This is a genomic window from Cupriavidus sp. 2KB_3 (assembly GCF_052115685.1).
GTDB classification, from domain to species: domain Bacteria; phylum Pseudomonadota; class Gammaproteobacteria; order Burkholderiales; family Burkholderiaceae; genus Cupriavidus; species Cupriavidus campinensis.
Map to the genome: position 1 here is coordinate 105,729 of NZ_JBFRHD010000022.1, position 22,021 is coordinate 127,749.

The following is a 22,021-nucleotide window of genomic DNA, read 5'->3' on the forward strand; positions in this document are numbered from 1 at the left end:
GACGCTCCCGCCCGCTGCCATCGTGAACGCCGTTCTTGTTGCTCCCCGCCATCCCCTGCAGTGGTGGCATTCCAGCGGCACGCTGGCCAAGGCGCTGGCCGTGTCGGTGGTCATTCACGCGCTGCTCCTGATGGTGCGGATTGCCGCGCCCGAGGTCTTCGAGATCAAGCGGGCCGACCCGCAGCTTGACGTGGTGCTGGTCAATTCCAAGTCCGCCGAGCGGCCGCGCGACCCGACGGTGCTGGCCCAGGCGAACCTGGACGGCGGCGGCGACCACGACGCCCAGCGCGCCACCACGCCGCTGCCGGCGCAGACCGAGTCCAAGGATGGCGATTTGATGCGGCTGACGCAGCGCCGCATCGAGCAACTGGAAGAAGAGCAGCGCCGGCTGATGACGCAATCGCGCGAGGCCGCGCCGAGCGTGCGCAGCCAGCCCGTGAAGCCGGGCGAACAGCAGCAGCCGGCCCCCACGCGCGGCCAGGACGACCGCACCTCCGTGACCGAGATGGCGCGACTGGAGGCCGAGATCGGCCGCAACCTGGAGCAGTACGCCAAGCGCCCCAAGCGCATGCAGCTGACCGCGACCAGCGCCCAGGGCGTGGACTACGCCCAGTATTACGACCGCCTGCGCCGCAAGATCGAGACGCGCGGCACGAGCGATTTCCCCCAGCGCAACGGCAAGCCGCTGTACGGCCAGCTGATCCTGGTGATCAACGTCAACCGGCTCGGCAAGCTCGGCTATAACCGCGACGGCTACAACGTCGAGGCCATCGACGTGGCCAAGAGTTCGGGCGACCCCGCGCTGGACCGCCAGGCCGTGGCCATCGTGCGCGCCGCCGCGCCGTTCGGCGCCTTTACCCCGGAAATGCAACAGCGCCAGGACATCCTGGAAGTCATTTCCACGTTCAAGTTCACGCGGAGCGGGCTCGACGTCCGCCTGCAACCCCGTTGATGACCACAGACCCGACTTCCCAGCCTAACCCGCCCGTGCAGCCAGACCGCTACGTGGTGGTGGGCAACCCTGTTTCGCACAGCCGCTCGCCGGCCATCCACGCCGCCTTCGCACGCCAGACCGGCGAGGCCGTGCAGTACGACCGCCTCGAAGCGCCGCTCGGCGCCTTCGCCGACACGGTGCGCCGTTTCCTGGCCGAAGGTGGCCACGGCTTCAACGTGACCACCCCGTTCAAGCTGGAAGCGTACGACCTGGCGGACCGCCTGACCCCGCGCGCCGAGGCCGCGGGCGCGGTCAACACGATGTGGATCGAGGACGGCCTGATCCATGGCGACAACACCGACGGCGTGGGTCTGGTCCGTGACATCCAGGACAACCTGGACGTGCTGCTGGAAGACAAGCGCATCTTGCTGCTCGGCGCCGGTGGCGCGGCCATGGGGGCGATGCTGCCGCTGATCGAGTGTCGTCCGGCGCGGATCGTGGTGGCCAATCGCACCGCTTCCCGGGCGAGCGACATGCTCGAGGAATTCGTCGAGGCCGCCGACCAGTACAACGTGGAACTGTGGGGCGGCGGGCTCGACGCGCTGTCCGCCCTGAGCGAGGAGGAGCGCTGCGACGTGGTGATCAACGCTTCGTCGAGCAGCCTCCAGGGCGAAGTGCCGCCCGTGCCCGAATACCTGCTGGGCGAGGGCGTGCTGGCCTACGACATGATGTACGGCGCCCGGCCGACTGTGTTCCTGGCCTACGCCGCCCAGTGCGGCGCGCGCACCAGCGACGGCCTGGGCATGCTCGTGGAGCAGGCCGCCGAGGCGTTCTACAACTGGCGCGGCGTGCGGCCCAACACCGTCCCTGTTTTCGCTGAATTGCGAGCCGGGCTCCAGGCCGAAGCCGCCCGCTGAGGCCACCCGGCTTGGCGCGCCAGCGGACCTCCTCCCGATCGCCGGCGCGCGCCGGCAGCGCGGCCAATCCGCTGCGCTGGCTCGGCTATCTGGCCGGCTGCCTGGTGGCGGGCGTGCTGGCGATGCAGCTGTACTTCTTCCTCCAGATTGCCGCGTGGCAGGTCGTGAACCCGTCGTCCACGACCTTCCTGCGCGCCGAGCGCTGGCGTCTCTGCGGCGTGAATTTCTGGAGTTGCGGGGTCGAGCGCGAGTGGGTGCGCTACGACGACATCTCGCGGCACCTGAAGCGTGCGGTCATCGCCAGCGAGGACGCGGATTTCGTCAATCATCCCGGCTACGACCTCGACGCGATGCTGACCGCCTGGGAGCGCAACAAGCAGCGCGGGCGCATCGTGCGCGGCGGGTCGACCATCACGCAGCAGCTGGCCAAGAACCTGTTCCTGGCGCCCGAGCAGCACTACCTGCGCAAGGGCCAGGAGCTGGCCATCACGTGGATGCTCGAGTTCTGGCTCGACAAGCAGCGGATCTTTGAGATTTATCTGAATTCGGTGGAGTGGGGCGAGGGCGTCTTCGGGGCCGAAGCCGCCGCGCAGCACTACTTCCACACCTCGGCGGCCAAGCTCGGCGTGGGGCAGGCCGCCCGGCTCGCGGCGGCGCTGCCGGCGCCGAAATGCTTCGACAAGAAGACATACTGCGCCAACGTGCACGTCAATTTCCGCGTCAAGGCGTCGATCATCGCCCGCCGCATGGGCGCGGCCACGCTGCCGGACTAGGCTGTCCGGCAATGGGCGCTGGTGCCGCCCTCAGCTCAGCCAGCCCTTGCGGCGGAAGTAGATCAGCGGAATCGCCGCCGACACGGCCATCAGCGCGATGGCCCACGGGTAGCCGGCAGCCCAGTCCAGCTCCGGCATCAGCTTGAAGTTCATGCCGTAGATGCTCGCGATCAGCGTCGGTGGCATCAGCGCCACCGACACCACCGAGAACAGCTTGATGATCTTGTTCTGGTTGATGTTGATGAAACCGACCGTCGCGTCCATCAGGAAGTTGATCTTGTCGAACAGGAACGCGGTGTGGTTCTCGATGGAATCGATGTCGCGCAGGATCTGGCGGGCTTCGTCCTGCTGCTCGGCGGACAGCAGCTGGCTGCGCATCAGGAACGACACCGCGCGGCGCGTATCCATGACGTTGCGGCGGATGCGGCCGTTCAAGTCTTCCTCGCGGGCGATGGTTTCCAGCACGTCGGCGGCGGCGGCATCGGTCACGTTCTCGGCCAGCACCCGCCGGCTGGCTTCCTCCAGCCGCTCGTAGATTTCCTCGATCGAGTCGGCGGAGTACTCGGCGTCGGTGGCGTACAGGTCCATCAGCACGTCCTTGGCGTTGCGCACCGAACCCGGCCGCATGCGCGCGCGCAGGCGCACCAGCCGGAACACCGGCAGATCCTCGTCGTGGATGGAAAACAGCACGTCGCGCGTGAGCACAAAGGCCACGCGCACGTTGCGCGACGCCTCGTCCTCGGCCAGCAGGAAATCGGTGCGGATGTGGATGTTCTCGTCCTCGCCCTCGAAATACCGGGCGGACGCCTCCAGGTCACCGAGGTCCTCGAGTTCGGGCAGGACGACGTTATAGGCTTCCTTGATCCATGCCAGTTCCTCGTCGTCGGGGCTGACGACGTCGATCCAGATGGGCTTGTGCTGCAGCAGCTCATTGCGCTCGTCGACCTGCTCCTGGGCAAGCCGGCCTTTCTGCAGGACGAACAGGTTGATCATCCCTGGGTTCCTTGTTACTGATGGCGCGGTTGTCGATGCATCGAAGACAGGCGCAGGCAAGGCAAGCCAGCCGGGTGACCATGGCGCGGCCACGGGCAAGCGTGATCGCGCTGCGGGCGGCCGCAACAAAGCGGCGCGCGGGCAAGGCGATGGCGTTTGCCTGGGTTTGGCTGGCTGGCCGGGAGAGGGAAGCTCCGAAGCGCGACACGGCAGTCAGGGCGACGGCCGCGGGGGGAAACGGAAAGACACTCACCCGCAGGTGTCTGCGGGCAAGGACGGCGATAAGCAAGGGCAGGGCCCCGCGGATCGTCGTTACGCAGCCCGCAGTGACATGGCATCCGACGATGTCGCGGCACGACCGCGGCAACTCGAACACCCGATGCTACTGCCCACGTACTTTCTCCGGGATTCTGATGGCCGCGAGTGTAATCCAACGCGGGGGGGCTTGTTAAGCGAAATCTCATCCCGCGCGGCGCCCGTTGCGCGCGGCGAACGCCGGCCTACGTTTGGCTTACAGCCTGGCTTATGGGCCGGCTCAGAGGCGGCGGCGCAGCAGCGGGGCCAGCATCACCGAAGACAGCGCCGCGAACATCAGCAAGATGGCCGCGTAGTCCTGCCAGTGCGGCGTCTCGCCGAGCAGCCACATGCCCGAGAAGACGCCCACCACGGGGATGAACATGATCGACAGGCTGGACACCACCGGCGGCAGGCTGCGCGCCAGCGCGAACCAGACCAGGTGGCAGTAGGCAAAGACCACCACCGCGTTGTAGGCGATGGCGCCCCATTCCACGGCGGTGGGCATGCGCCAGCCCGACTCGAGCAGCAGCGTGCCGAGGCCAAGGAAGGGCAGGGTGATGGCCAGCATCCAGAAGGTGAGTGCGCCGATGGGAATATCCACCTGGGTCCGCTTCATCAACTGGGTGCCCAGCCCCCAGCCGGCTGCCGCCACCAGCATCAGCAGGGTGCCGGCCGGGCTGCCGGTGAGCGCGGCGATCTCGCCCGAGAGCAGCAGCACCGTGCCGGCCAGCGCGCAGGCAATGCCGACCCAGGCGGACAGGGCGATGCGGTCCCGGAACAGCACCAGCCCCCAGACCACGGCCCAGATCGGCATGGTGTAGCCGAGGATGGCCGCGCGGCCCGAGGACAGCATCTTGACCGCGCAGATCGCGAACAGGTGCCAGATCACCATGTTCGGGATGGCCAGCTTGATCACCATCGGCCAGCTGGCGCGCGGCACGTGGAGGGACTCCCCGCGCAGCTTAAGCGCCAGCCCCAGCGCCACCAGCCCGCCGGCCATGCAGAGCAGCCGGAAGCCCATGGCCGGGAAATGGGCCACGCCCACTTTCATGATGGGCCAGTTGATGCCCCAGGCGAGTGTGAGGATGATGAGCAGGACGAGACCGCGGCGATCAAGGGACATGGGAGGCGAGACGGGATTTGGCGACGTGGTGGGGGTCGCTCTTATTAAGCGGAAGCGCAAAACCCGAAAACGATAGCACGCAACGGGTAAAATTGCGCCAACGCCATATATCGTGCGCCGGACCGCGCTGGCGGCGCCCTGCGACAACCAGCGGGCGCGCCGCCGCGTTATCCTTGGATAACGTCCGGCCCCCGGGGCCTTACCCATATCGAGCATCCCATGACTTTCACCGAGCAGCTGTCCGCCGCATGGCAGCGTAACGATTCCCTGCTGTGCGTCGGACTCGATCCGGACCCGGCCAAGCTGCCGCTGTCCCTGACCAGCACGGGCGGCGCGATCTTCTCGTTCTGCCGCGAGATCGTCGACGCCACGGCCGACCTGGTCTGCGCCTTCAAGCCGCAGATCGCCTATTTCCATTCGCAGCGCGCCGAGGACCAGCTCGAGCAACTGATCGAGTACATCCACGATGCCCACCCGGGGATTCCGGTGATCCTGGACGCCAAGCGTGGCGACATCGGCTCCACGGCCGAGCACTACGCCCTGGAGGCGTTCGAGCGCTACCGCGCCGATGCGGTCACGGTCAGCCCGTACATGGGGTTCGATTCGATGTCGCCCTACCTTGCCTATCCGGGCCGTGGGGTGATCGTGCTGTGCCGGACCTCGAACCCGGGCGGTTCGGACGTGCAGTTCCTGCAGGTCGATGGCAAGCCGCTCTACCAGGTCGTGGCCGAAGCCGCGCGCGAACGCTGGAACACCAACGGGCAGATGGGGCTGGTGGTGGGGGCGACGTTCCCCAATGAGATCGCCAAGGTGCGCCAGATCGTGGGCGATATGCCGCTGCTGATTCCGGGCATCGGCGCGCAGGGCGGGGACATCGAGGCGACCGTGAAGGCCGGCCGTACCGCCGACGGCACCGGCATGATGATCAATTCTTCGCGCGCCATCCTGTACGCGAGCCGTGACAAGGACTTCGCCAAGGCCGCCCGAAATGTGGCGTTGCAGACGCGCGAGACCATCAACCGTTATCGTCACGGATAAACCGTGAGAGCGGCCGAAACGGGCAGCTTACTGCTCGTTCCGGATCAGTTCGAGCAGGCCGCGCATGGCGTGCTCGGCGGCCTGGCGGCGGATCTGGGCGCGATCGCCCTTGAACCGCTGCGTCCCGGTCAGCGTGGTGACGCGGTTGCTCCAGCCAAAGCAGACCATGCCGACTGGCTTGTCGGCAGTGCCGCCGCCCGGGCCGGCCACGCCGGTAATCGCCAGCGACACCTGCGCGCGGCTATTCAGCAGCGCGCCCTCGGCCATGGCGTGGGCCACTTCCTCGCTGACCGCGCCATGATCGCGGATCAGCTTCGCCGGCACCCCCAGCATCGTGGACTTGGCTTCGTTGGAATACGTGACGAAGCCGCGCTCGAACCAGCCGGACGACCCGGCCACATCGGTGATCGCGGCCGCGACGAGGCCGCCGGTGCACGATTCCGCCGTGGCAAGCATCAGCGAATGTTCCGCAAGGACGGAACCGGCCTGGATGGCGAGCTGGTCAAGCAGGCGACTGACGGACATATCGGCGAATCCTTATTAGACGATGCGATGCCCGCTCAGAGCGAGCGCCAGAGCGCGAACACGAGCAGGGTGTAGAAGGCCGCGAAGATGTCGTCGAACATCACGCCAAACGCGCCGAGCAGGCCGGGGCCCTTGAGCGTGCGGTCGTAGTAGGCGATGGGCGCCGGTTTGGCGATGTCGAACAGGCGGAACCACAGGAACGCCGCGAACTGGCCCCAGAAGCCGGTGGGGGTGACGAACAGCAGCACCAGCCAGAACGCCACGATTTCGTCCCAGACCATGCTGCCATGGTCATACACGCCCATGTCGCGCGCGGTGCGCATGCACGCCCAGATGCCGACGAGGAAACCGCCGGCGATGATCCAGAGCCACGTGGACGGCTCGATCCACATCGAAATCACAACGAACGACAGCCAGCCGTACAGCGTGCCGACCGTGCCCGGGCTGACCGGCGACAGCCCCGAGCCGAAGCCGAGCGCGATGGCGCGCGCGGGATGGCCGAGCATGAAGCGGGCGGTGGGGCGCGTGACGCGCGCGGTTTGTCCCGCTTCCAGCGTGACGGGGGGAACAGGGTCGCGCGGCGCGGCCCCGGGAGGATAGGCGGACATCAGGAGTTGGCTCGTCTGTCTTGCTTTTGTAATGTGGCGCGCGGCGGTGGCTCCCGCCGTGCGCATGGCGGCATCATGACATGGGTCACGCGCGAAGTGTCAGGAAGCGAAGTGGTCGAACGCGGCGCCGCCGAAGGTGTAGGGGGTGCCGTCGCGGTCCACCAGGCGCAGGCCTGGCTCCGGAGTGATGTTACCGACACGCGTAAGCGGCAGGCCGAGTTGCCGGGAGATGCCGGCGATGGCTTCGCGTGCACCGACAGGCGCCGTGAAGCACAGCTCGTAGTCATCGCCGCCGGCCAGCACGCATTCGCGCTGGCGCGCCAGCGGCTGGGCGCCGAGCACTTCGGAGCGCGGCAACGCGTCCACGTCGATGATCGCGCCCACCGCCGAGCGTGTGAGGATATGGCCGAGGTCGCCGATCAGCCCGTCCGAAATATCGAGCGCGGCATGGGCGATGCCACGCAGCGCCATGCCCAGCGCCACGCGCGGAGTGGGGGTGTCCATGCGCGGCCGGATGATTGTGAAATCCGGCTCGGGCAGCAGCCATTCGCCGCGGCAGTCGCCCAGTGCGAGGCGGGCGTCGCCGAGGGTGCCGGAGATCCAGATATCGTCGCCGGGGCGCGCGGCGTCGCGGCGCAGCGCCTGACGGCCGGGCACATCGCCGAACACGGTAATCGACAGCGTGAGCGGCCCCTTGGTTGTATCGCCGCCGATCAGTTCGCAGCCGTGGGCATCGGCCAGCGCCAGCATGCCGGCGGCCAGTTCGGCCAGCCAGGCAGGGTCCGCCTCGGGCAAGGCCAGTGCGAGCGTGAAGGCGCGCGGTTCGGCGCCCATCGCGGCGAGATCGGAGAGATTGACCGCCAATGCCTTATGGCCGAGTGAGCGCGGAGGCACATCGGGGAAAAAATGGCGACCGCTGACCAGCATGTCGGTGCTGATAGCCAGCTGATGGCCCGGACGGCCCTCGATCAGCGCGCAATCGTCGCCCACGCCCAACGCGGCCTTGTGCACTGGCCGGGTGAAGAACTGGCGGATCAGGTCAAATTCGGAAAGCGGGGCGCTGGCGGGGTCCGGCATGGGGGATGGGCGTTTGGCGAAGAAGCCGTGGAGATTACCGGTGGTCAAGCCCTTCGGCATGCGGCATATTGTACCGAAACGCAAAGCTGCCCCGCGCAAAACGCTTATTGTGAAATAATATTTCACAATATAAAATGCGCAGTTCAAAAAGCAGAGACAGCGGGTACGTGGAGCCGGCCCGCTCGGTTTTCCGCGAATTTCAGTGCGGCTCCACCGATCGGAAGATGCGCAGATGACCAGTCCTCAGCAGTCCCCGTCCCAAGACGATCTGAAACAACAGCAGCGTGAGGCGCTGCGCAAGGCCGCGCTCGAGTATCACGAGTTTCCGACCCCGGGCAAGATTTCCGTCACCCCGACCAAGCCGCTCTCGAACCAGCGCGACCTAGCCCTGGCCTATTCGCCGGGCGTTGCCGCCGCTTGCGAGGAGATCGTTGCCGATCCGGCCAATTCCTTCCGCTACACCGCGCGTGGCAACCTCGTTGCCGTGATTACCAACGGCACGGCTGTGCTGGGCCTGGGCGACATCGGCGCCGCAGCCTCGAAGCCGGTCATGGAAGGCAAGGCCGGCCTGTTCAAGAAGTTCGCCGGGATCGATGTGTTTGACATCGAAATCGACGAAAAAGACCCCCAGAAGCTGGTCGATATCATCGCCTCGCTCGAGCCGACCTTCGGCGGCATCAACCTCGAGGACATCAAGGCGCCCGAATGCTTCTACGTGGAGCGCACGCTGCGCGAGCGGATGAAGATTCCCGTCTTCCACGATGACCAGCACGGCACCGCCATCGTGGTGGGCGCGGCGGTCATCAATGGCCTGAAGGTGGTGGGCAAGGACATCTCCGAGGTCAAGCTGGTCGCCTCGGGCGCCGGCGCGGCCGCGCTGGCCTGCCTGGACCTGCTGGTGGACCTGGGCCTGCCCATCGAGAACATCTGGGTGACCGATCTGGTYGGCGTGGTCTATGAAGGCCGTACCGAGCTGATGGACCCGGAGAAGGCGCGTTTCTCGCAGAAGACCGACAAGCGCAAGCTGGCSGAGGTCATCGATGGCGCCGACATCTTCCTGGGCCTGTCCGCCGCCGGCGTGCTGAAGCAGGACATGGTCCAGCGCATGGCCGACAAGCCGCTGGTGCTGGCACTCGCCAAYCCGAACCCGGAAATCATGCCGGAACTGGTCAAGGAAGTGCGTCCGGACGCCGTGATCGCCACGGGCCGTACCGACTATCCGAACCAGGTCAACAACGTCCTCTGCTTCCCGTTCATCTTCCGTGGCGCGCTCGATTGCGGCGCCACGACGATCACGCGYGAAATGGAAGTGGCCGCCGCSCACGCCGTGGCCGAACTGGCRCGCCAGGAGCAGAGCGACATCGTGGCRACGGCCTACGGCATCCAGGAYCTGTCCTTCGGTCCGGAATACCTGATCCCGAAGCCGTTCGAYCCGCGCCTGATCGTCAAGATCGCCCCGGCCGTGGCCGAGGCCGCCGCCARGTCCGGCGTGGCCGCGCGCCCGATCGAGGACATGGACGCCTACCGCCTCCAGCTCCAGCAGTTCGTCTACCACTCGGGCACGCTGATGAAGCCGATCTACGCGGCGGCGCGCAAGGTCGAGATGGAGAAGAAGCGCATCGTCTTCGCCGAGGGCGAGGAAGAGCGCGTGCTGCGCGCGGTGCAGGTCATCGTCGACGAAAAGCTGGCCAACCCGATCCTGATYGGCCGYCCGGCYGTGCTGACGCACCGCATCGAGCGCTTCGGCCTGCGCCTGCGCATGGGCGTGGACTTCACCGTGGTCAACCCCGAGCACGACGAGCGTTTCCGGGATTATTCGGAAAGCTATTACAAGATGATGGCGCGCGAGGGCATCACCCAGCAGTACGCCAAGCTGGAGATGCGCCGCCGTACGACGCTGATCGGCGCCATGCTGGTCAAGAAGGGCGAGGCCGATGGCATGATCTGCGGCACGGTCAGCACCACGGCCGCGCACCTGCGCTACATCGACCAGGTGCTGGGTGGCACGAACAAGGTCTACGCGGCCATGAACGGGCTGGTCCTGCCGGGCCGCCAGATCTTCCTGGTGGACACCCACGTCAACATCGACCCGACCGCCGACGAGCTGGCCGAGATCACGATGATGGCGGCTGAAGAGCTCAAGCGCTTCGGCATCGAGCCGAAGGTGGGCCTGCTGTCGCATTCGAACTTCGGTACGTCCGAGGCGCCTTCGGCCCGCAAGATGCGCGAGACGCTCGCCATCCTGCGCGAACGCGCGCCGGAGCTCGAGGTGGATGGCGAAATGCACGGCGACAGCGCGCTCGACCAGAAGCTGCGTGATTCGCTGGTGCCGGATGGCGCACTGGTGGGCGAGGCCAACCTGCTGGTGTGCCCGAACATCGACGCGGCCAACATCTCGTACAACCTGCTCAAGGTGGCGGCGGGCAACAATGTGGCCATCGGCCCGATCCTGCTGGGCGTGAAGGCGCCGGTGCACATCCTGACGCCGTCGGCCACGGTGCGACGTATCGTCAACATGACCTCGCTGGTCGTGGTGGATGCGGCGGCCAAGCGCTGAAGTCGGGTATTTGCCACATGGTATGCGGAAAGCCGGGTTCGCCCGGCTTTTTTCATGCGCCCGTTCGGGGCGTCGCATGCAAGGTTAGTATGCGCCCACATCCAAATAACATATTGAAACAATTGAAGATTTCCGGCGCGACGGCGCGCAGGGATTGATTATTGGTGGACATGCGCGTAACCTTACGCCTTTGAATGCAGGCGCTCGTCCCGGGCGCGCCGGTGCCCGCGAGCAGATTTCGCGCGCCGGAATGACCGTCCAACCAATATTTCGATAACGTGGGATCCAGGATTTCCCCGAACCAGACGCAGCGGCAGTCACTTTGGCAGTCCCTGAGCCTGGCACGACGCCTGGGCCATGTGTTGGCGGGCGCGGCGCTGTCGGTGGCCATCGCCACCGGTGCGCAGGTTGCGGTGGCACGGCAGGCGACGCAGGATCTGGGCGCCAGCATCGACGGCATGGCGGGAACCATTGCCACGCAGCAGTTGCCCAACGATGCGCGCCAGACGTTGGAGCGCATCGAGTCCGGCGGGCCGTTCCCGTTCGACAAGGATGGTTCGCGGTTCGGCAATTACGAACGCATCCTGCCGCAGCAGCCGCGCGGGTATTACCGCGAATACACCGTCAAGAACAGCAGCAGCAAAAGCCGGAATCGGAGAGCCAGGCGGATCGTTTGTGGTGGGGATCAGCGCGCCGCCAACGACTGCTATTACACGGAAGACCACTACAACAGTTTCAAACGGATAACCAAATGATGACTGACATTTTCGGATTGGGCGACGCCCTTGCCGCCCGCGAGGAGCGCGGCGCCGGAGATGGCTGGCAACGGGCCCACCATCAGGCCCAGAACCTTTATGACAACGTGCTCATGATGCCCCGCCAGGAGCTCACGCACAGACTTCCGCCCGCATGCGCGCCCGCCATGGTGACCTGGGCCGACGACGGCACCAGCGAGGGAGCCATGAACCTGTTCAAGACGGTGCGTCCGAACATCGTCCAGTCGATTCGCGCGTTCCGCGTGCCTGAGCTGGCCCACGCGGCCGCCGCGCTGAACCAGCATTTCCTGTACGCCAATTGCGCCCATTGCGCGAGCAAGGCGGAAATCCTCGAGACGATTGCCACGGAATTCACTTTCCCGAAGCATTTCGGCAAGAATTTCGATGCGCTGTCTGATTGCCTGACGGACATGATCTACAAGGCCGGCCCGCAGCCGGGCTTCGTGATCGTGCTGGAAGGGCTGCCGATTGCGCAGAAATTCGACAAGGAAGGGCGCGAGGTGCTGCTCGACGTCTTCCGCGACGCGGCCGAGTTCTGGGCCGAGCGCAAGGTCCAGTTCCGGGTGTTCTACTCGTTCGCCTGAATCTGCCTGCTGAATAAGAAATGCCCGCTGTTGCAGCGGGCATTTTGTTTTGCGGGTCAGGCCGATGGCGGCAACTGGCCGTTCGGCGTGAGTCGGTCGATCAGTTCGGGCAGGCCCTCGCTGAGGCTGGCCGCCACATCGTCCGGCGACATGCCCGTGGTCTCCGCCAGCGATTGCAGCGCGCCGCTGCCGCCGAGCGCACCGCTCAGGTCCGCGGGGCTTACCGGCTCGTTGGCGCCGGCGCCGATCCACGAATCCACCTGTTGGCCGAGACCGGCCTGAGAGAGCATGTCACGCAGCGCGCCGATGCCGCCCGTGGCCGCGCCCATCGCCTGCGCGCTGCCGGTGGCTTCGCCCTGGCCGCCCAGCAGGCCGCCGAGCAGCGAGCCGAGGTCCATGCCACCGGGCGCCGGCGCGCTGCCGCCGCCGAGCATGCCCCCGAGCATCCCGCCCAGGCCCCCAAGTCCACCCAACCCACCCAGCCCGCCCAAGCCACCCGCCGCGCCTGGATCGCTGGCATCAGCCGGCGCCACGCTGCCATCGGCGCCCTGTGTCTTGTTGCGCATCGCCATCATGGCCAGCAGGCCGAGCGCGATCATCAGCTTCGGATTCATGCCGCCCCCGCCGGGCTGGCCATCCTCGCGCTGCCCGCCCAGTTGGCCGAGCACGCCGCCCAGCACGCTATCGAGTAGTCCCATCATCGACTCCTTTGGAGTTTGGAAGGTCAGAATCCGCCAAGTACGGCGTTCAGGGCCGCCAGGCAGGTAAGCCCGGCGGTTTCGGTACGAAGGATGCGCGGCCCCAGCGACACGCCCGTGAATCCGGCGCGGATCGCCGCCGCTTCTTCCTCGGGAGATAGCCCGCCCTCGGGGCCGATCAGCAGCGTTACGCCCTGTTCGCGCCACGCATCGCGGTGCGTGGTGGCCAATTCGGGCAGCGACGCCGCCGCGCGTGGCGAAAGCAGCAGCCGGGGTGCGGACCCGGCTTTCTGGGCCGATGGGGCCGATGCCGCCAGCCATGCTTCCAAGGTAGCCAGCGGCGCCACGTCCGGCAAGCGGTTCCGTCCGCATTGCTCGCACGCGGCCTGCACAAGGGCCTGCCAGTGCGCCTGGCGGCGCGCGGCGCGGTCGCCGGACAGCCGCACGACCGAGCGCGCGGCCTGCAACGGCTGGATCTCGGTCACGCCGAGCTCGACGGCTTTCTCGATCAGCCAGTCCATCTTGTCGCCGCCGGCCAGCCCCTGTGCCAGCGTCACGCGGTAGGGCAGTTCGGCCTCGGCCGGGTCGTGCCCTGCCACCTGCGCGGTGGCGTGCCGCTTGCCGAGGTCCGCCAGCGTGGCCGCGTGGCTGCCGCCCCGGCCGTCGAACAGCGTGATGGCGTCGCCCGGGGCGAGGCGCAGCACCTGGATGTGACGCACCACGGCATCGGGCAAGTCGAGTACGGCATCGGCAGTCAATGCCGAGTCAATGAAAAAGCGAGGGGGCATCAGTCAGTCAGGAGTTGGCGGGCGCCTTGGCCGGGTCGAGGCGGGTGGCGAAGCCCCAGCGGTAGCCATCCGGGTCTTCGACCATGCAGTAGCGGTCGCCCCAGAACTGGTCGGCGGGCGGCATGACGCTGATGGCACCGGCGGCGATGGCCTGGGCGTAGAGGGCGTCCACGTCGCCGCAGTAGACGTAGAAGGTCTGCGGGGCCTCCACGCCGAGCGAGCGTGGCGTGCGGGCCGTGCTGCCCCAGGCGCCTTCAGGCGCGAACATGACCACGAGTTCGCCCTGGTAGTGCATCTCCGCGTGGGTGGGCACACCGTTTTCGTCGAGCACATGGCCGGCGGTGAAGCCGAAGGCGCGGCTGTAGAAGTCGAGCGCGGCGCGACCACTGGCCACCGTGAGGTACGGGGTCAGCCAGGGCGTGTTGGACGGTCTGGGCATGATGGTCTCCGGATGGGCAGGTGTTTCCGGTGCATGTTACTTGGAGCCGCCTGCGCTGTCGAAGATCGCCTGCAGATGGCGCGGGTGCGTGAACAGCGCCGGATGAAGATCGGCGTGATAGCAGCGCAACGCGGACGCGAGTTGCCACTGGCGCAGGCGTGTGGCGATCTGGCTCGCGGGGCAGGCGGCGATGTCCAGCGCGTCGCTGGCCAGCGCAATCCCCCACAGCGCGCCGTAGGCCGGAATGAACGTGGCGAGCGGCGCCACATGGGCGAACAGTTCGCGCAGGCGCGCCTGCAGCAGCCGGGTCGTGTCGGGCCGGTGCAGCGGCGGGCCGAGATGGATCGACATCGCCCCGCCCGGCGCCAGGCAGCGGCGCGCGGCCTGCAGGCCGTGGACGGAGAAGAGGGCAGTGGCCGGGCTGCCATCGTCGGCTTCGGTCAGATCGAAGACGATCAGGTCGAAGCGCCGGCCGGCGCGGCCGAAGGCCTCCATCAGCCCGAGCGCGTCGCCGATGGCGATGTGCAGGCGCGGGTCGTCGGGTTTGCCGGGCGCACTCAAGGCGCCCTGGTGGATGCCCGGCAGCCATTCGCGCGCCAGGCGGACGACCTCGGCGTCCAGTTCGGCCACCACCACCTCGCGGATCGTGGGGATACGCAGCAGTTCGAAGGCCGAGCCGCCGTCGCCGCCGCCCACCACCAGCGCGCTGCGCGGGCTGCCGTGCGCCGCCGCCATCGGGTGGACCATCAGTTCGTGCTGGATCCAGGCGTCCGCTTCGGTGCTCATCACGCGGCCATCGAGCCGGAAGATGCGGCCAAATTGGGCACTTTCGCCGATTTCGATCTGTTGATGGGCCGAACATGACGCTGCGATCACATGGACATCGCCCAATGTGGTGCCCACGCCGGGTGCCAGCCATTCGGTCCAGCTTTGACGACCCCTTCGGGCCGTGCCCGGGCGTCCGGAAATACCCTCTGCTTCTGCTAAAATTGCGGTTTTCCCGCGCTCAGGTTCTCGCCGCATGTCTGCCCTCGCCCATCCCGCCACCAGCCCTTTCGCCTCGCAGCCCGCCAAATTGATGGCTGACGCCATCCGCGTGCTTGCCATGGACGCCGTCCAGCAAGCCAATTCCGGTCACCCCGGTGCACCGATGGGCATGGCGGATATCGCCGTGGCGCTCTGGGGCCGGCACCTGAAGCATAACCCCACGAACCCGCACTGGCCCGACCGCGACCGCTTCGTGCTGTCCAACGGCCACGGTTCGATGCTGATCTACGCGCTGCTGCACCTGACCGGCTACGACCTGCCGATCGAGGAACTGCGCAACTTCCGCCAGCTGCACAGCAAGACCGCCGGCCACCCCGAGTATGGCATCACGCCGGGCGTGGAAACCACCACCGGCCCGCTGGGCCAGGGCATCACCAACGCGGTGGGCATGGCGCTGGCCGAGCGCCTGCTGGGCGAGGAATTCAACCGCCCCGGCTACGACATCGTCAACCATCACACCTATGTGTTCCTGGGCGATGGCTGCCTGATGGAAGGCATCAGCCACGAAGCCTGCTCGCTGGCCGGCACGCTCAAGCTGAACAAGCTGATCGCGCTGTGGGATGACAACGGCATCTCGATCGACGGCGACGTGGTGCACTGGTTCGCCGACGACACCCCGAAGCGTTTCGAAGCCTACGGCTGGAACGTGATCCGCGGCGTGGACGGCCATGACGTGGCGGCCGTGGACAACGCCATCGCGCAGGCCAAGGCCAGCGACAAGCCGACCCTGATCTGCTGCCGCACGATCATCGGCAAGGGCGCCCCGAACAAGCAGGGCGGCCACGACGTGCACGGCGCCCCGCTGGGCGGCGCCGAAGTGCTGGCCACGCGCGAGGCGCTGGGCTGGACCCACGCCCCGTTCGAACTCCCGCAGGACGCCTACACCGCCTGGGACGCAAAGACCAACGGCAATGCGCTGGAGCGCGCCTGGAACGCGCTGTTCGCGTCGTACGCCGAAGTGCATCCGTACGAAGCCAGCGAATTCACGCGCCGCATGCGCGGCGAACTGCCGGGCGCGTTCGACGCCGCCGTGGACGCCTTCATCGCCAAGTGCGAGGAAAAGGCCGAGACGATTGCCACGCGCAAGGCCAGCCAGAACACCATCGAGGCCTTCGGCCCGGTGCTGCCCGAGTTCCTGGGCGGCTCGGCCGACCTGACCGGCTCGAACCTGACCAACTGGTCGGGCAGCCAGGCCGTGCGCGTGGACGCCTGGGGCAACCACATCAACTACGGTGTGCGTGAATTCGGCATGAGCGCCATCATGAACGGCATCACGCTGCATGGCGGCTACATCCCCTACGGCGCCACGTTCCTGACCTTCTCGGACTACAGCCGCAACGCGCTGCGCATGGCCGCGCTGATGAAGATCCGCTCGCTGTTCGTGTTCACGCACGACTCCATCGGCCTGGGCGAAGACGGCCCGACGCACCAGTCGATCGAACACGTGGCCAGCCTGCGCCTGATTCCGAACATGGATGTCTGGCGCACCGCCGACACCACCGAGACCGCCGTGGCCTGGGCCGAGGCGATCCGCCGCGAGAACGGCCCGAGCTGCCTGATCTTCAGCCGCCAGAACCTGCCGTTCCAGCGCCGCGATGACGCCACGCGCGCCAATATCGCGCGCGGCGGCTACGTGCTGCGCGATGGCACCAACCCGCGCACCAGGCGTCCGGACGCAGTGATCCTCGCCACGGGCTCCGAAGTGGGCCTGGCGGTGGGCGCCGCCGAGCAGCTGGCTGCCGATGGCGTGCATGTGCGCGTGGTCTCGGTGCCCGCGACGACCGTGTTCGACAAGCAGGACGCTGCCTACAAGGCCAGCGTCCTGCCGGCCGGTGTGCCGCGCGTGGCGGTGGAGGCCGGCGTCAGCGACTTCTGGTGGAAGTACCAGGTCCAGGCCGTGGTCGGCATCGACACTTTCGGCGAATCCGCCCCGGCCGGCGTGCTGTTCAAGCACTTCGGCTTCACAGTGGAAAACGTCGCCGATACCGTGCGCGCCACGCTCGCCCAGTAATTCCCGCCCGCGCGGCAGCCGGTGCGACGCGCCGGTTGCGGCGCCGGCCCCGCTTTCATCGATCGCACTCTAGGAGATAGACATGACCATCAAGATCGGCATCAACGGCTTCGGCCGCATCGGGCGCATGGTGTTCCGTGCCGCCGTGGCCAACTTCAAGGACGTTGAAGTGGTCGCCATCAACGACCTGCTCGAACCCGACTACCTGGCCTACATGCTCAAGTACGACTCGGTGCATGGCCGCTTTGACGGCGAAGTGGCCGTGGACGGCAACACGCTGGTCGTGAACGGCAAGAAGATCCGCCTGACCGCCGTGAAGGACCCGGCCGAGCTGAAGTGGGGCGAGGTGGGCGCGGATGTGGTCATCGAATCGACCGGCATCTTCCTGACCAAGGAAGGCGCGCAGAAGCACATCGATGCGGGCGCGAAGAAGGTGATCATGTCGGCGCCGTCGAAGGATGACACCCCGATGTTCGTGTACGGCGTGAACCACGCCTCGTACAAGGGCGAGGCAATCATCTCGAACGCCAGCTGCACGACCAACTGCCTGGCCCCGGTGGCCAAGGTGCTGAACGACAAGTGGGGCATCAAGCGCGGCCTGATGACCACGGTGCACGCCGCCACGGCGACGCAGAAGACCGTCGACGGCCCGTCGAACAAGGACTGGCGCGGTGGCCGCGGCATCCTGGAAAACATCATCCCGTCGTCGACCGGCGCCGCCAAGGCCGTGGGCGTGGTGATTCCGCAGCTGAACAAGAAGCTGACCGGCATGTCGTTCCGCGTGCCGACCTCGGATGTTTCCGTGGTCGACCTGACCGTCGAACTCGAAAAGTCGGCGACTTACGAGGAAATCTGCGCCGAAATGAAGGCCCAGAGCCAGGGCGCGCTGAAGGGCGTGCTGGGCTACACCGAAGACAAGGTCGTGGCGACGGATTTCCGTGGCGACGCACGCACCTCGATCTTCGACGCCGAAGCCGGCATCGCGCTGGACGGCACCTTTATCAAGGTCGTGAGCTGGTACGACAACGAGTGGGGCTATTCGAACAAGTGCCTGGAAATGGCACGCGTGGTGGCCAAGTAATCGTCGCAGGCTGGACGAATTACGATAAAACGCGCCTTCGGGCGCGTTTTTTTATGGCTGCGAGGCTAGCGGTGGATGTGGCCGGGCGTCGACCCCGTCGCCATCCACAATGAAATGGCCGCCGGCCACATGGTGAATGGTGCGCAGCGCATCGTGGCCGGTAAAGTGCCAGCGGCCCTCGCTGAACACGCGGCTATCGGCATGGGCGGCTACCACTTCGCCGAGGAACAGGTCATAGCCGGCCTGGATGGCCGGTTCCGGCAGCAGCCGGCATTCTAGCCACGCGGCACAGCCCTCGAGCAACGGCGCGCCAACGACATCGCCCTGGAACGTCTGCAGCCCGTAGGCGGCGAACTTGTCGATGCCCTGTTGCTCGGAAATCGCCAGGCCGGAGCTTGAGCCGAGCGCCTGCGTGACATCCACCTGGCTCACCGTGGGCACGTGCAGCGCAAACTCACCGCTGGCCTCGAGCAGTTGCCGCGTCCACGTGGCCTTGTCGAGCACCACCGCCACCTTCGGCGGTGCGAAGTCCAGCGGCATGGCCCAGGCCGCCGCCATGATGTTGCGCTGGCCACCGTGCGCGGCGCTCACCAGCACAGTCGGGCCGTGGTTGAGGAGCCGGTAGGCTTTGGCGAGTTCGACGGGAAGGCGGTGGGACGTCATGGGACGAAATGGGACGATTCTGAGTGAAAGATGCAGGCTTCCGTTCACTATACGCCGTCCGCGCAAAGGCTTCCGGGGCGTCTTTTGACATTATCTGTCGCTATCCCGTCAAATCCCGCGCAATCCGAGCCCTCGTAGTGCGAGAAATGATGAATTTGCTTTTCCCGGTAGTTTTTTTCTCTTACACTCGGAAGAATCTGTTGAACTCTGATGTGCAGCCAGTGAAAGTGGTGGGGCCATCTAAGCGTGGGCATAACAACCGGGCCTGATCATGGTGAACGTGGATACCAAGCTGCTGGTGATTTTCACCGAGCTGCTGAGCAAGCGAAACGCCACATATGTGGCGGAGAAAATGCATATGACCGCACCTGCGGTCTCGCATTCGCTGGGCCGTCTGCGCGAGATCTTCGACGATCCACTTTTCATCCGCGTGCCCCACGGCCTGACGCCGACGCCCCGCGCGCTGGAACTGGGCCCCAAGATCCGCGATATGCTGGATCTTTGGTCGTCCATCAATGAGGGCGAAGTCGACGACTTCGACCCGGCCATCGCCACCGGCACGCTGAATATCGGCTTTGCCGCCGAACTGGGCGACACGGTTTTCAATCGCTTTATCCTCCGCATCAAGCAGATGGCGCCGGAGTTGCATATCCGGCTGGTCGAATCCCATTCGTGGGAAGCGGACGTCGCTTCGATGCGCGCCAACGAGCTGGACCTCGCATTTTCGCCATTCCCGACCCGGCATCCGGAGATCGTCGAGGAGATGGTGACGTCGCTGAACCTCTGGGTTTGCGCGCGCAAGGACCATCCGCTGCTCAAGAATGATTTGACGCTCGAGCAATACCTCGATTGCAGCCATATCTTCATGGCGCACTCGGGCGGCGCCGGTCGTCCGGCCCCGTCGCTGATTCCGCTCGACTACGCCCTGCAGCAGCGCGGCCTCAAGCGCAATGCGACGCTGACGGTACATTCCTGGCGCGCCCAGGCCGAACTGGCAGCCCAGACCGACATGATCTTCACGGTCAACGCGCTGACCAAGGACATGGCCTGCGAGACCTACGGCCTCAAAGCCTTCCCGCTGCCCGCCGAACTCAATACGATGCTGGGCCTGAACATGTTCTGGCACCGCAGCCGCAACACCCACCCGATGCTAGTGTGGGCGCGCGGCCTGTTCCGGCAAGTGGTGGCCGAATTCGTCGGCCTCCCGGCCGTCACCCCGCGCGGCCTGCGCGTGGTGGAAGAGCAGGATCAGGATATTCCGCAGCCGTAATCGAACGCTGCAGCAAGCAGTTGAAACGACTCGGGCGCCTTGTGCGCCCGAGTCGTTTTTCATTGTGCCATCGCAAAGCACGGTCAATTTCGGACACGTCTCATATCCGGCCAGGTGAAGCGCTGCTAGCGTCGCCATTCGCAACCAACGCAGGGAGCAAAGAATGGCGCAGGACATTTTCTTGAACCTCAGCGGCATCGCGGGCGAGTCCATCGACGCGGCGCACTCCGGTGACATCGAAGTCCTCGAATGGGCATGGTCGGTCAGGCAGCCGGCAAACTTGCACGCTGGTAGCGGAGGCGGCGCCGGCAAGTGCACCGTCGAAAATCTGACATTTGACCACTATACCGATCGGGCCTCGCCCAATCTCGTCCAGTATTGCCTCACCGGCAAACACATCGCCAGCGCCACCCTCGTCATGAGAAAGGCCGGCGGATCGCCGCTCGAATATTTGAAGATGACGATGGAGGACGTGCTGGTCACGCAAGTGACTCCCGTTTACTACAACACCATGCGCGTGCCAAGGGAGCGGGTGGCGTTGTCGTTTTCGCGGTTCCGGCAGGAATATGTCGTGCAGAACGCGAGTGGCGGCAGCGCGGGCACGGTAGCGGTGGGGTATGACGTCAAGGCCAATGCGGTGATTTGATCAAGGGAGACATCATGTTGTTCATATCAAAAGAAGGACACGTTGACTCCGAGCGGATTGTCGTGCGGATCTTCTCTGGGATAGAGAGGGGGCGGATGCAGAAGGTAAATGGAATTGTCGTCCATCAAACCGCCGCACCGACGATATCCAGCACCTTCAATTCATATCAAGGTAAGGGCGCAAATGGGGCCCATTTTCTGATCGATACGGACGGAACGATCTATCAGACCGCGTCCTTGTACAAACGAACGAATCATGTCGGCAATATCAAGTCCCGCTGTCTCGAAACGCGAAGGTGTTCACCGGCCAAGTTTAAGGCTGCCTATCCATTGAAATGGCGGCCTACGCCGCTGTCGAGGCATGAACACAAGAAGCCCTTTCCTGAGCGCTATCCCGGAAATACTGATTCCATCGGTATAGAACTGGTTGGCGCATATATCGTGAAAACGGAGGTGTATGAGACGGTGACCCGCGCACAGAATGATGCGGTCAGATGGCTGGTTGCGGAATTGTCCGCGACGATGAGCGTCGCCATTGGGGAGGTATACCGGCACCCGGAGCTTTCTCGGAAAACTGAGTCGGAAGCGAGTACAGCAAAATGGTAAAAGTGTTGTGCTCGGCGCTCGTGTGCTTTTCGCTAGTCCTGGCCTCGCCGTGGGCACATGCGCGCGAAGTGAAATCGATCGCGATAGAAGCAATTGGTTTGAGTCGGCTTGACGAGATGGCGGAGCCGTGCCGGAAATTCCGACCCACGGTTGCGCAAGTCAAACGCTATTTCTCCCGCGCCTATCCAGTTGACGCTATTTATTATTCCAAGAAGTTCTGGTCTCCCTGCTGGGCAGAGGGAACTATTGAATTCGCAGATGGAAATCGCGGGAGATGGCGACTGAACTCCGGCGGGGTGGCATATCTTCAATGGAGCCATTCCGGCGAGGTCATCCTGTATCACAAGGCGAACGGTTGGCATGACCCGTTCAGGGAAGGGTACGACGACTCGATCTAGCTTCCCAAACAAAAACCGGCGCCAAGTGAACTGCACCCCAAAAGTTGGACACCCGTTCAACCTTTGGGGTGTTTTTCATGGCGAAGTACAACGAGGCGTTCAAGCGCCAGGTGGTTCAGGAATATTTGTCCGGGGGAGTTGGGACTGGGACACTGAGCCGGAAGCACGGAATA

General features: G+C 65.6%; 22 protein-coding genes. 12 read left to right on the plus strand and 10 right to left on the minus strand.

Annotation, left to right across the window (positions count from 1 at the left end; genetic code table 11):
- Nucleotides 1-22: 22 nt before the first annotated feature.
- From AB4120_RS22365 to mtgA, 3 genes are all read left to right on the plus strand, one after another.
- A complete protein-coding gene (locus AB4120_RS22365) occupies nucleotides 23-952 on the plus strand; it encodes an energy transducer TonB family protein (RefSeq protein ID WP_149137405.1) in 930 nt (309 codons plus the stop codon).
- On the plus strand, nucleotides 952-1,851 hold the full coding sequence (gene aroE / locus AB4120_RS22370) for a shikimate dehydrogenase (protein ID WP_441642845.1): 900 nt from the start codon (nucleotides 952-954) through the stop codon (nucleotides 1,849-1,851). Before AB4120_RS22365 ends, aroE begins: the two co-directional genes overlap by 1 nt.
- 71 nt (nucleotides 1,852-1,922) lie before the next feature.
- Nucleotides 1,923-2,624, plus strand: coding sequence for a monofunctional biosynthetic peptidoglycan transglycosylase (mtgA, locus tag AB4120_RS22375; protein WP_144201470.1), 702 nt, complete (start codon nucleotides 1,923-1,925; stop codon nucleotides 2,622-2,624).
- Nucleotides 2,625-2,654: 30 nt separating this feature from the next.
- Here mtgA and corA read toward each other — a convergent pair whose 3' ends face one another.
- Both corA and AB4120_RS22385 read right to left on the minus strand, forming a co-directional pair.
- Nucleotides 2,655-3,617 (minus strand): magnesium/cobalt transporter CorA, encoded by a 963-nt coding sequence (corA, locus tag AB4120_RS22380; RefSeq protein WP_092298717.1) that lies wholly within the window; start codon nucleotides 3,615-3,617, stop codon nucleotides 2,655-2,657.
- A 535-nt stretch (nucleotides 3,618-4,152) separates the two neighbouring features.
- Complete coding sequence (locus tag AB4120_RS22385; protein ID WP_144201384.1) at nucleotides 4,153-5,037, minus strand: DMT family transporter; 885 nt, start codon at nucleotides 5,035-5,037, stop codon at nucleotides 4,153-4,155.
- Nucleotides 5,038-5,256: 219 nt separating this feature from the next.
- Between AB4120_RS22385 and pyrF the strand changes: the two genes are divergently transcribed.
- The gene (pyrF, locus tag AB4120_RS22390; RefSeq protein WP_144201386.1) at nucleotides 5,257-6,075 is read left to right on the plus strand and encodes an orotidine-5'-phosphate decarboxylase; all 819 of its coding nucleotides are present in this window, start codon (nucleotides 5,257-5,259) and stop codon (nucleotides 6,073-6,075) included.
- A gap of 27 nt (nucleotides 6,076-6,102) precedes the next feature.
- Here the strand turns inward: pyrF and AB4120_RS22395 are convergent, their stop codons facing one another.
- The 3 genes from AB4120_RS22395 to thiL form a co-directional block, all read right to left on the minus strand.
- Nucleotides 6,103-6,600 carry a CinA family protein gene (locus tag AB4120_RS22395; RefSeq protein ID WP_144201388.1) on the minus strand — a complete coding sequence of 166 codons (498 nt, stop codon included), beginning with the start codon at nucleotides 6,598-6,600 and terminating at the stop codon, nucleotides 6,103-6,105.
- Nucleotides 6,601-6,635: 35 nt separating this feature from the next.
- Complete coding sequence (locus AB4120_RS22400; RefSeq protein ID WP_144201390.1) at nucleotides 6,636-7,208, minus strand: phosphatidylglycerophosphatase A family protein; 573 nt, start codon at nucleotides 7,206-7,208, stop codon at nucleotides 6,636-6,638.
- Nucleotides 7,209-7,307: 99 nt separating this feature from the next.
- On the minus strand, nucleotides 7,308-8,285 hold the full coding sequence (gene thiL / locus AB4120_RS22405) for a thiamine-phosphate kinase (protein ID WP_441642852.1): 978 nt from the start codon (nucleotides 8,283-8,285) through the stop codon (nucleotides 7,308-7,310).
- 232 nt (nucleotides 8,286-8,517) lie between these two features.
- Between thiL and AB4120_RS22410 the strand changes: the two genes are divergently transcribed.
- From AB4120_RS22410 to AB4120_RS22420, 3 genes are all read left to right on the plus strand, one after another.
- On the plus strand, nucleotides 8,518-10,842 hold the full coding sequence (locus AB4120_RS22410) for an NADP-dependent malic enzyme (protein ID WP_441642846.1): 2,325 nt from the start codon (nucleotides 8,518-8,520) through the stop codon (nucleotides 10,840-10,842).
- 359 nt (nucleotides 10,843-11,201) lie between these two features.
- Nucleotides 11,202-11,597, plus strand: coding sequence for a ribonuclease domain-containing protein (locus AB4120_RS22415; RefSeq protein ID WP_441642853.1), 396 nt, complete (start codon nucleotides 11,202-11,204; stop codon nucleotides 11,595-11,597).
- Nucleotides 11,594-12,202, plus strand: coding sequence for a barstar family protein (locus tag AB4120_RS22420; RefSeq protein ID WP_144201396.1), 609 nt, complete (start codon nucleotides 11,594-11,596; stop codon nucleotides 12,200-12,202). Before AB4120_RS22415 ends, AB4120_RS22420 begins: the two co-directional genes overlap by 4 nt.
- 56 nt (nucleotides 12,203-12,258) lie before the next feature.
- Here the strand turns inward: AB4120_RS22420 and AB4120_RS22425 are convergent, their stop codons facing one another.
- The 4 genes from AB4120_RS22425 to AB4120_RS22440 are packed head-to-tail and all read right to left on the minus strand — an operon-like array spanning nucleotide 12,259 to nucleotide 15,030.
- Nucleotides 12,259-12,900: a YidB family protein gene (locus AB4120_RS22425; RefSeq protein ID WP_441642854.1), complete on the minus strand. Its 642-nt coding sequence runs from the start codon at nucleotides 12,898-12,900 to the stop codon at nucleotides 12,259-12,261.
- Between the two features lie 26 nt (nucleotides 12,901-12,926).
- Entirely contained in the window at nucleotides 12,927-13,688 is a 762-nt protein-coding gene (locus tag AB4120_RS22430) for a 16S rRNA (uracil(1498)-N(3))-methyltransferase (RefSeq protein ID WP_149137407.1), read from the minus strand.
- Nucleotides 13,689-13,695: 7 nt separating this feature from the next.
- Nucleotides 13,696-14,127: a VOC family protein gene (locus AB4120_RS22435; protein ID WP_149137408.1), complete on the minus strand. Its 432-nt coding sequence runs from the start codon at nucleotides 14,125-14,127 to the stop codon at nucleotides 13,696-13,698.
- A 36-nt stretch (nucleotides 14,128-14,163) separates the two neighbouring features.
- Nucleotides 14,164-15,030: a spermidine synthase gene (locus AB4120_RS22440; protein ID WP_441642847.1), complete on the minus strand. Its 867-nt coding sequence runs from the start codon at nucleotides 15,028-15,030 to the stop codon at nucleotides 14,164-14,166.
- A gap of 118 nt (nucleotides 15,031-15,148) precedes the next feature.
- Between AB4120_RS22440 and tkt the strand changes: the two genes are divergently transcribed.
- Nucleotides 15,149-17,185: a transketolase gene (gene tkt / locus AB4120_RS22445; RefSeq protein ID WP_187645117.1), complete on the plus strand. Its 2,037-nt coding sequence runs from the start codon at nucleotides 15,149-15,151 to the stop codon at nucleotides 17,183-17,185.
- Between the two features lie 82 nt (nucleotides 17,186-17,267).
- Nucleotides 17,268-18,266, plus strand: a complete 999-nt coding sequence (gene gap / locus AB4120_RS22450) for a type I glyceraldehyde-3-phosphate dehydrogenase (protein ID WP_313818957.1) — start codon at nucleotides 17,268-17,270, stop codon at nucleotides 18,264-18,266.
- 51 nt (nucleotides 18,267-18,317) lie between these two features.
- On the opposite strand, the gene AB4120_RS22455 is transcribed toward gap, so the two are convergent.
- The gene (locus AB4120_RS22455) at nucleotides 18,318-18,929 is read right to left on the minus strand and encodes a flavin reductase family protein (RefSeq protein ID WP_441642848.1); all 612 of its coding nucleotides are present in this window, start codon (nucleotides 18,927-18,929) and stop codon (nucleotides 18,318-18,320) included.
- A 271-nt stretch (nucleotides 18,930-19,200) separates the two neighbouring features.
- On the opposite strand from AB4120_RS22455, the gene AB4120_RS22460 reads away from it, so the two are divergent.
- The 3 genes from AB4120_RS22460 to AB4120_RS22470 all read left to right on the plus strand — a co-directional run bounded on the left by AB4120_RS22460 (nucleotide 19,201) and on the right by AB4120_RS22470 (nucleotide 21,450).
- Entirely contained in the window at nucleotides 19,201-20,199 is a 999-nt protein-coding gene (locus AB4120_RS22460; RefSeq protein WP_441642849.1) for a LysR family transcriptional regulator, read from the plus strand.
- Between the two features lie 163 nt (nucleotides 20,200-20,362).
- On the plus strand, nucleotides 20,363-20,845 hold the full coding sequence (locus tag AB4120_RS22465) for an Hcp family type VI secretion system effector (protein WP_149137412.1): 483 nt from the start codon (nucleotides 20,363-20,365) through the stop codon (nucleotides 20,843-20,845).
- Nucleotides 20,846-20,859: 14 nt separating this feature from the next.
- On the plus strand, nucleotides 20,860-21,450 hold the full coding sequence (locus AB4120_RS22470; protein WP_441642850.1) for a peptidoglycan recognition protein family protein: 591 nt from the start codon (nucleotides 20,860-20,862) through the stop codon (nucleotides 21,448-21,450).
- The last annotated feature ends 571 nt before the right edge of the window (nucleotides 21,451-22,021 follow it).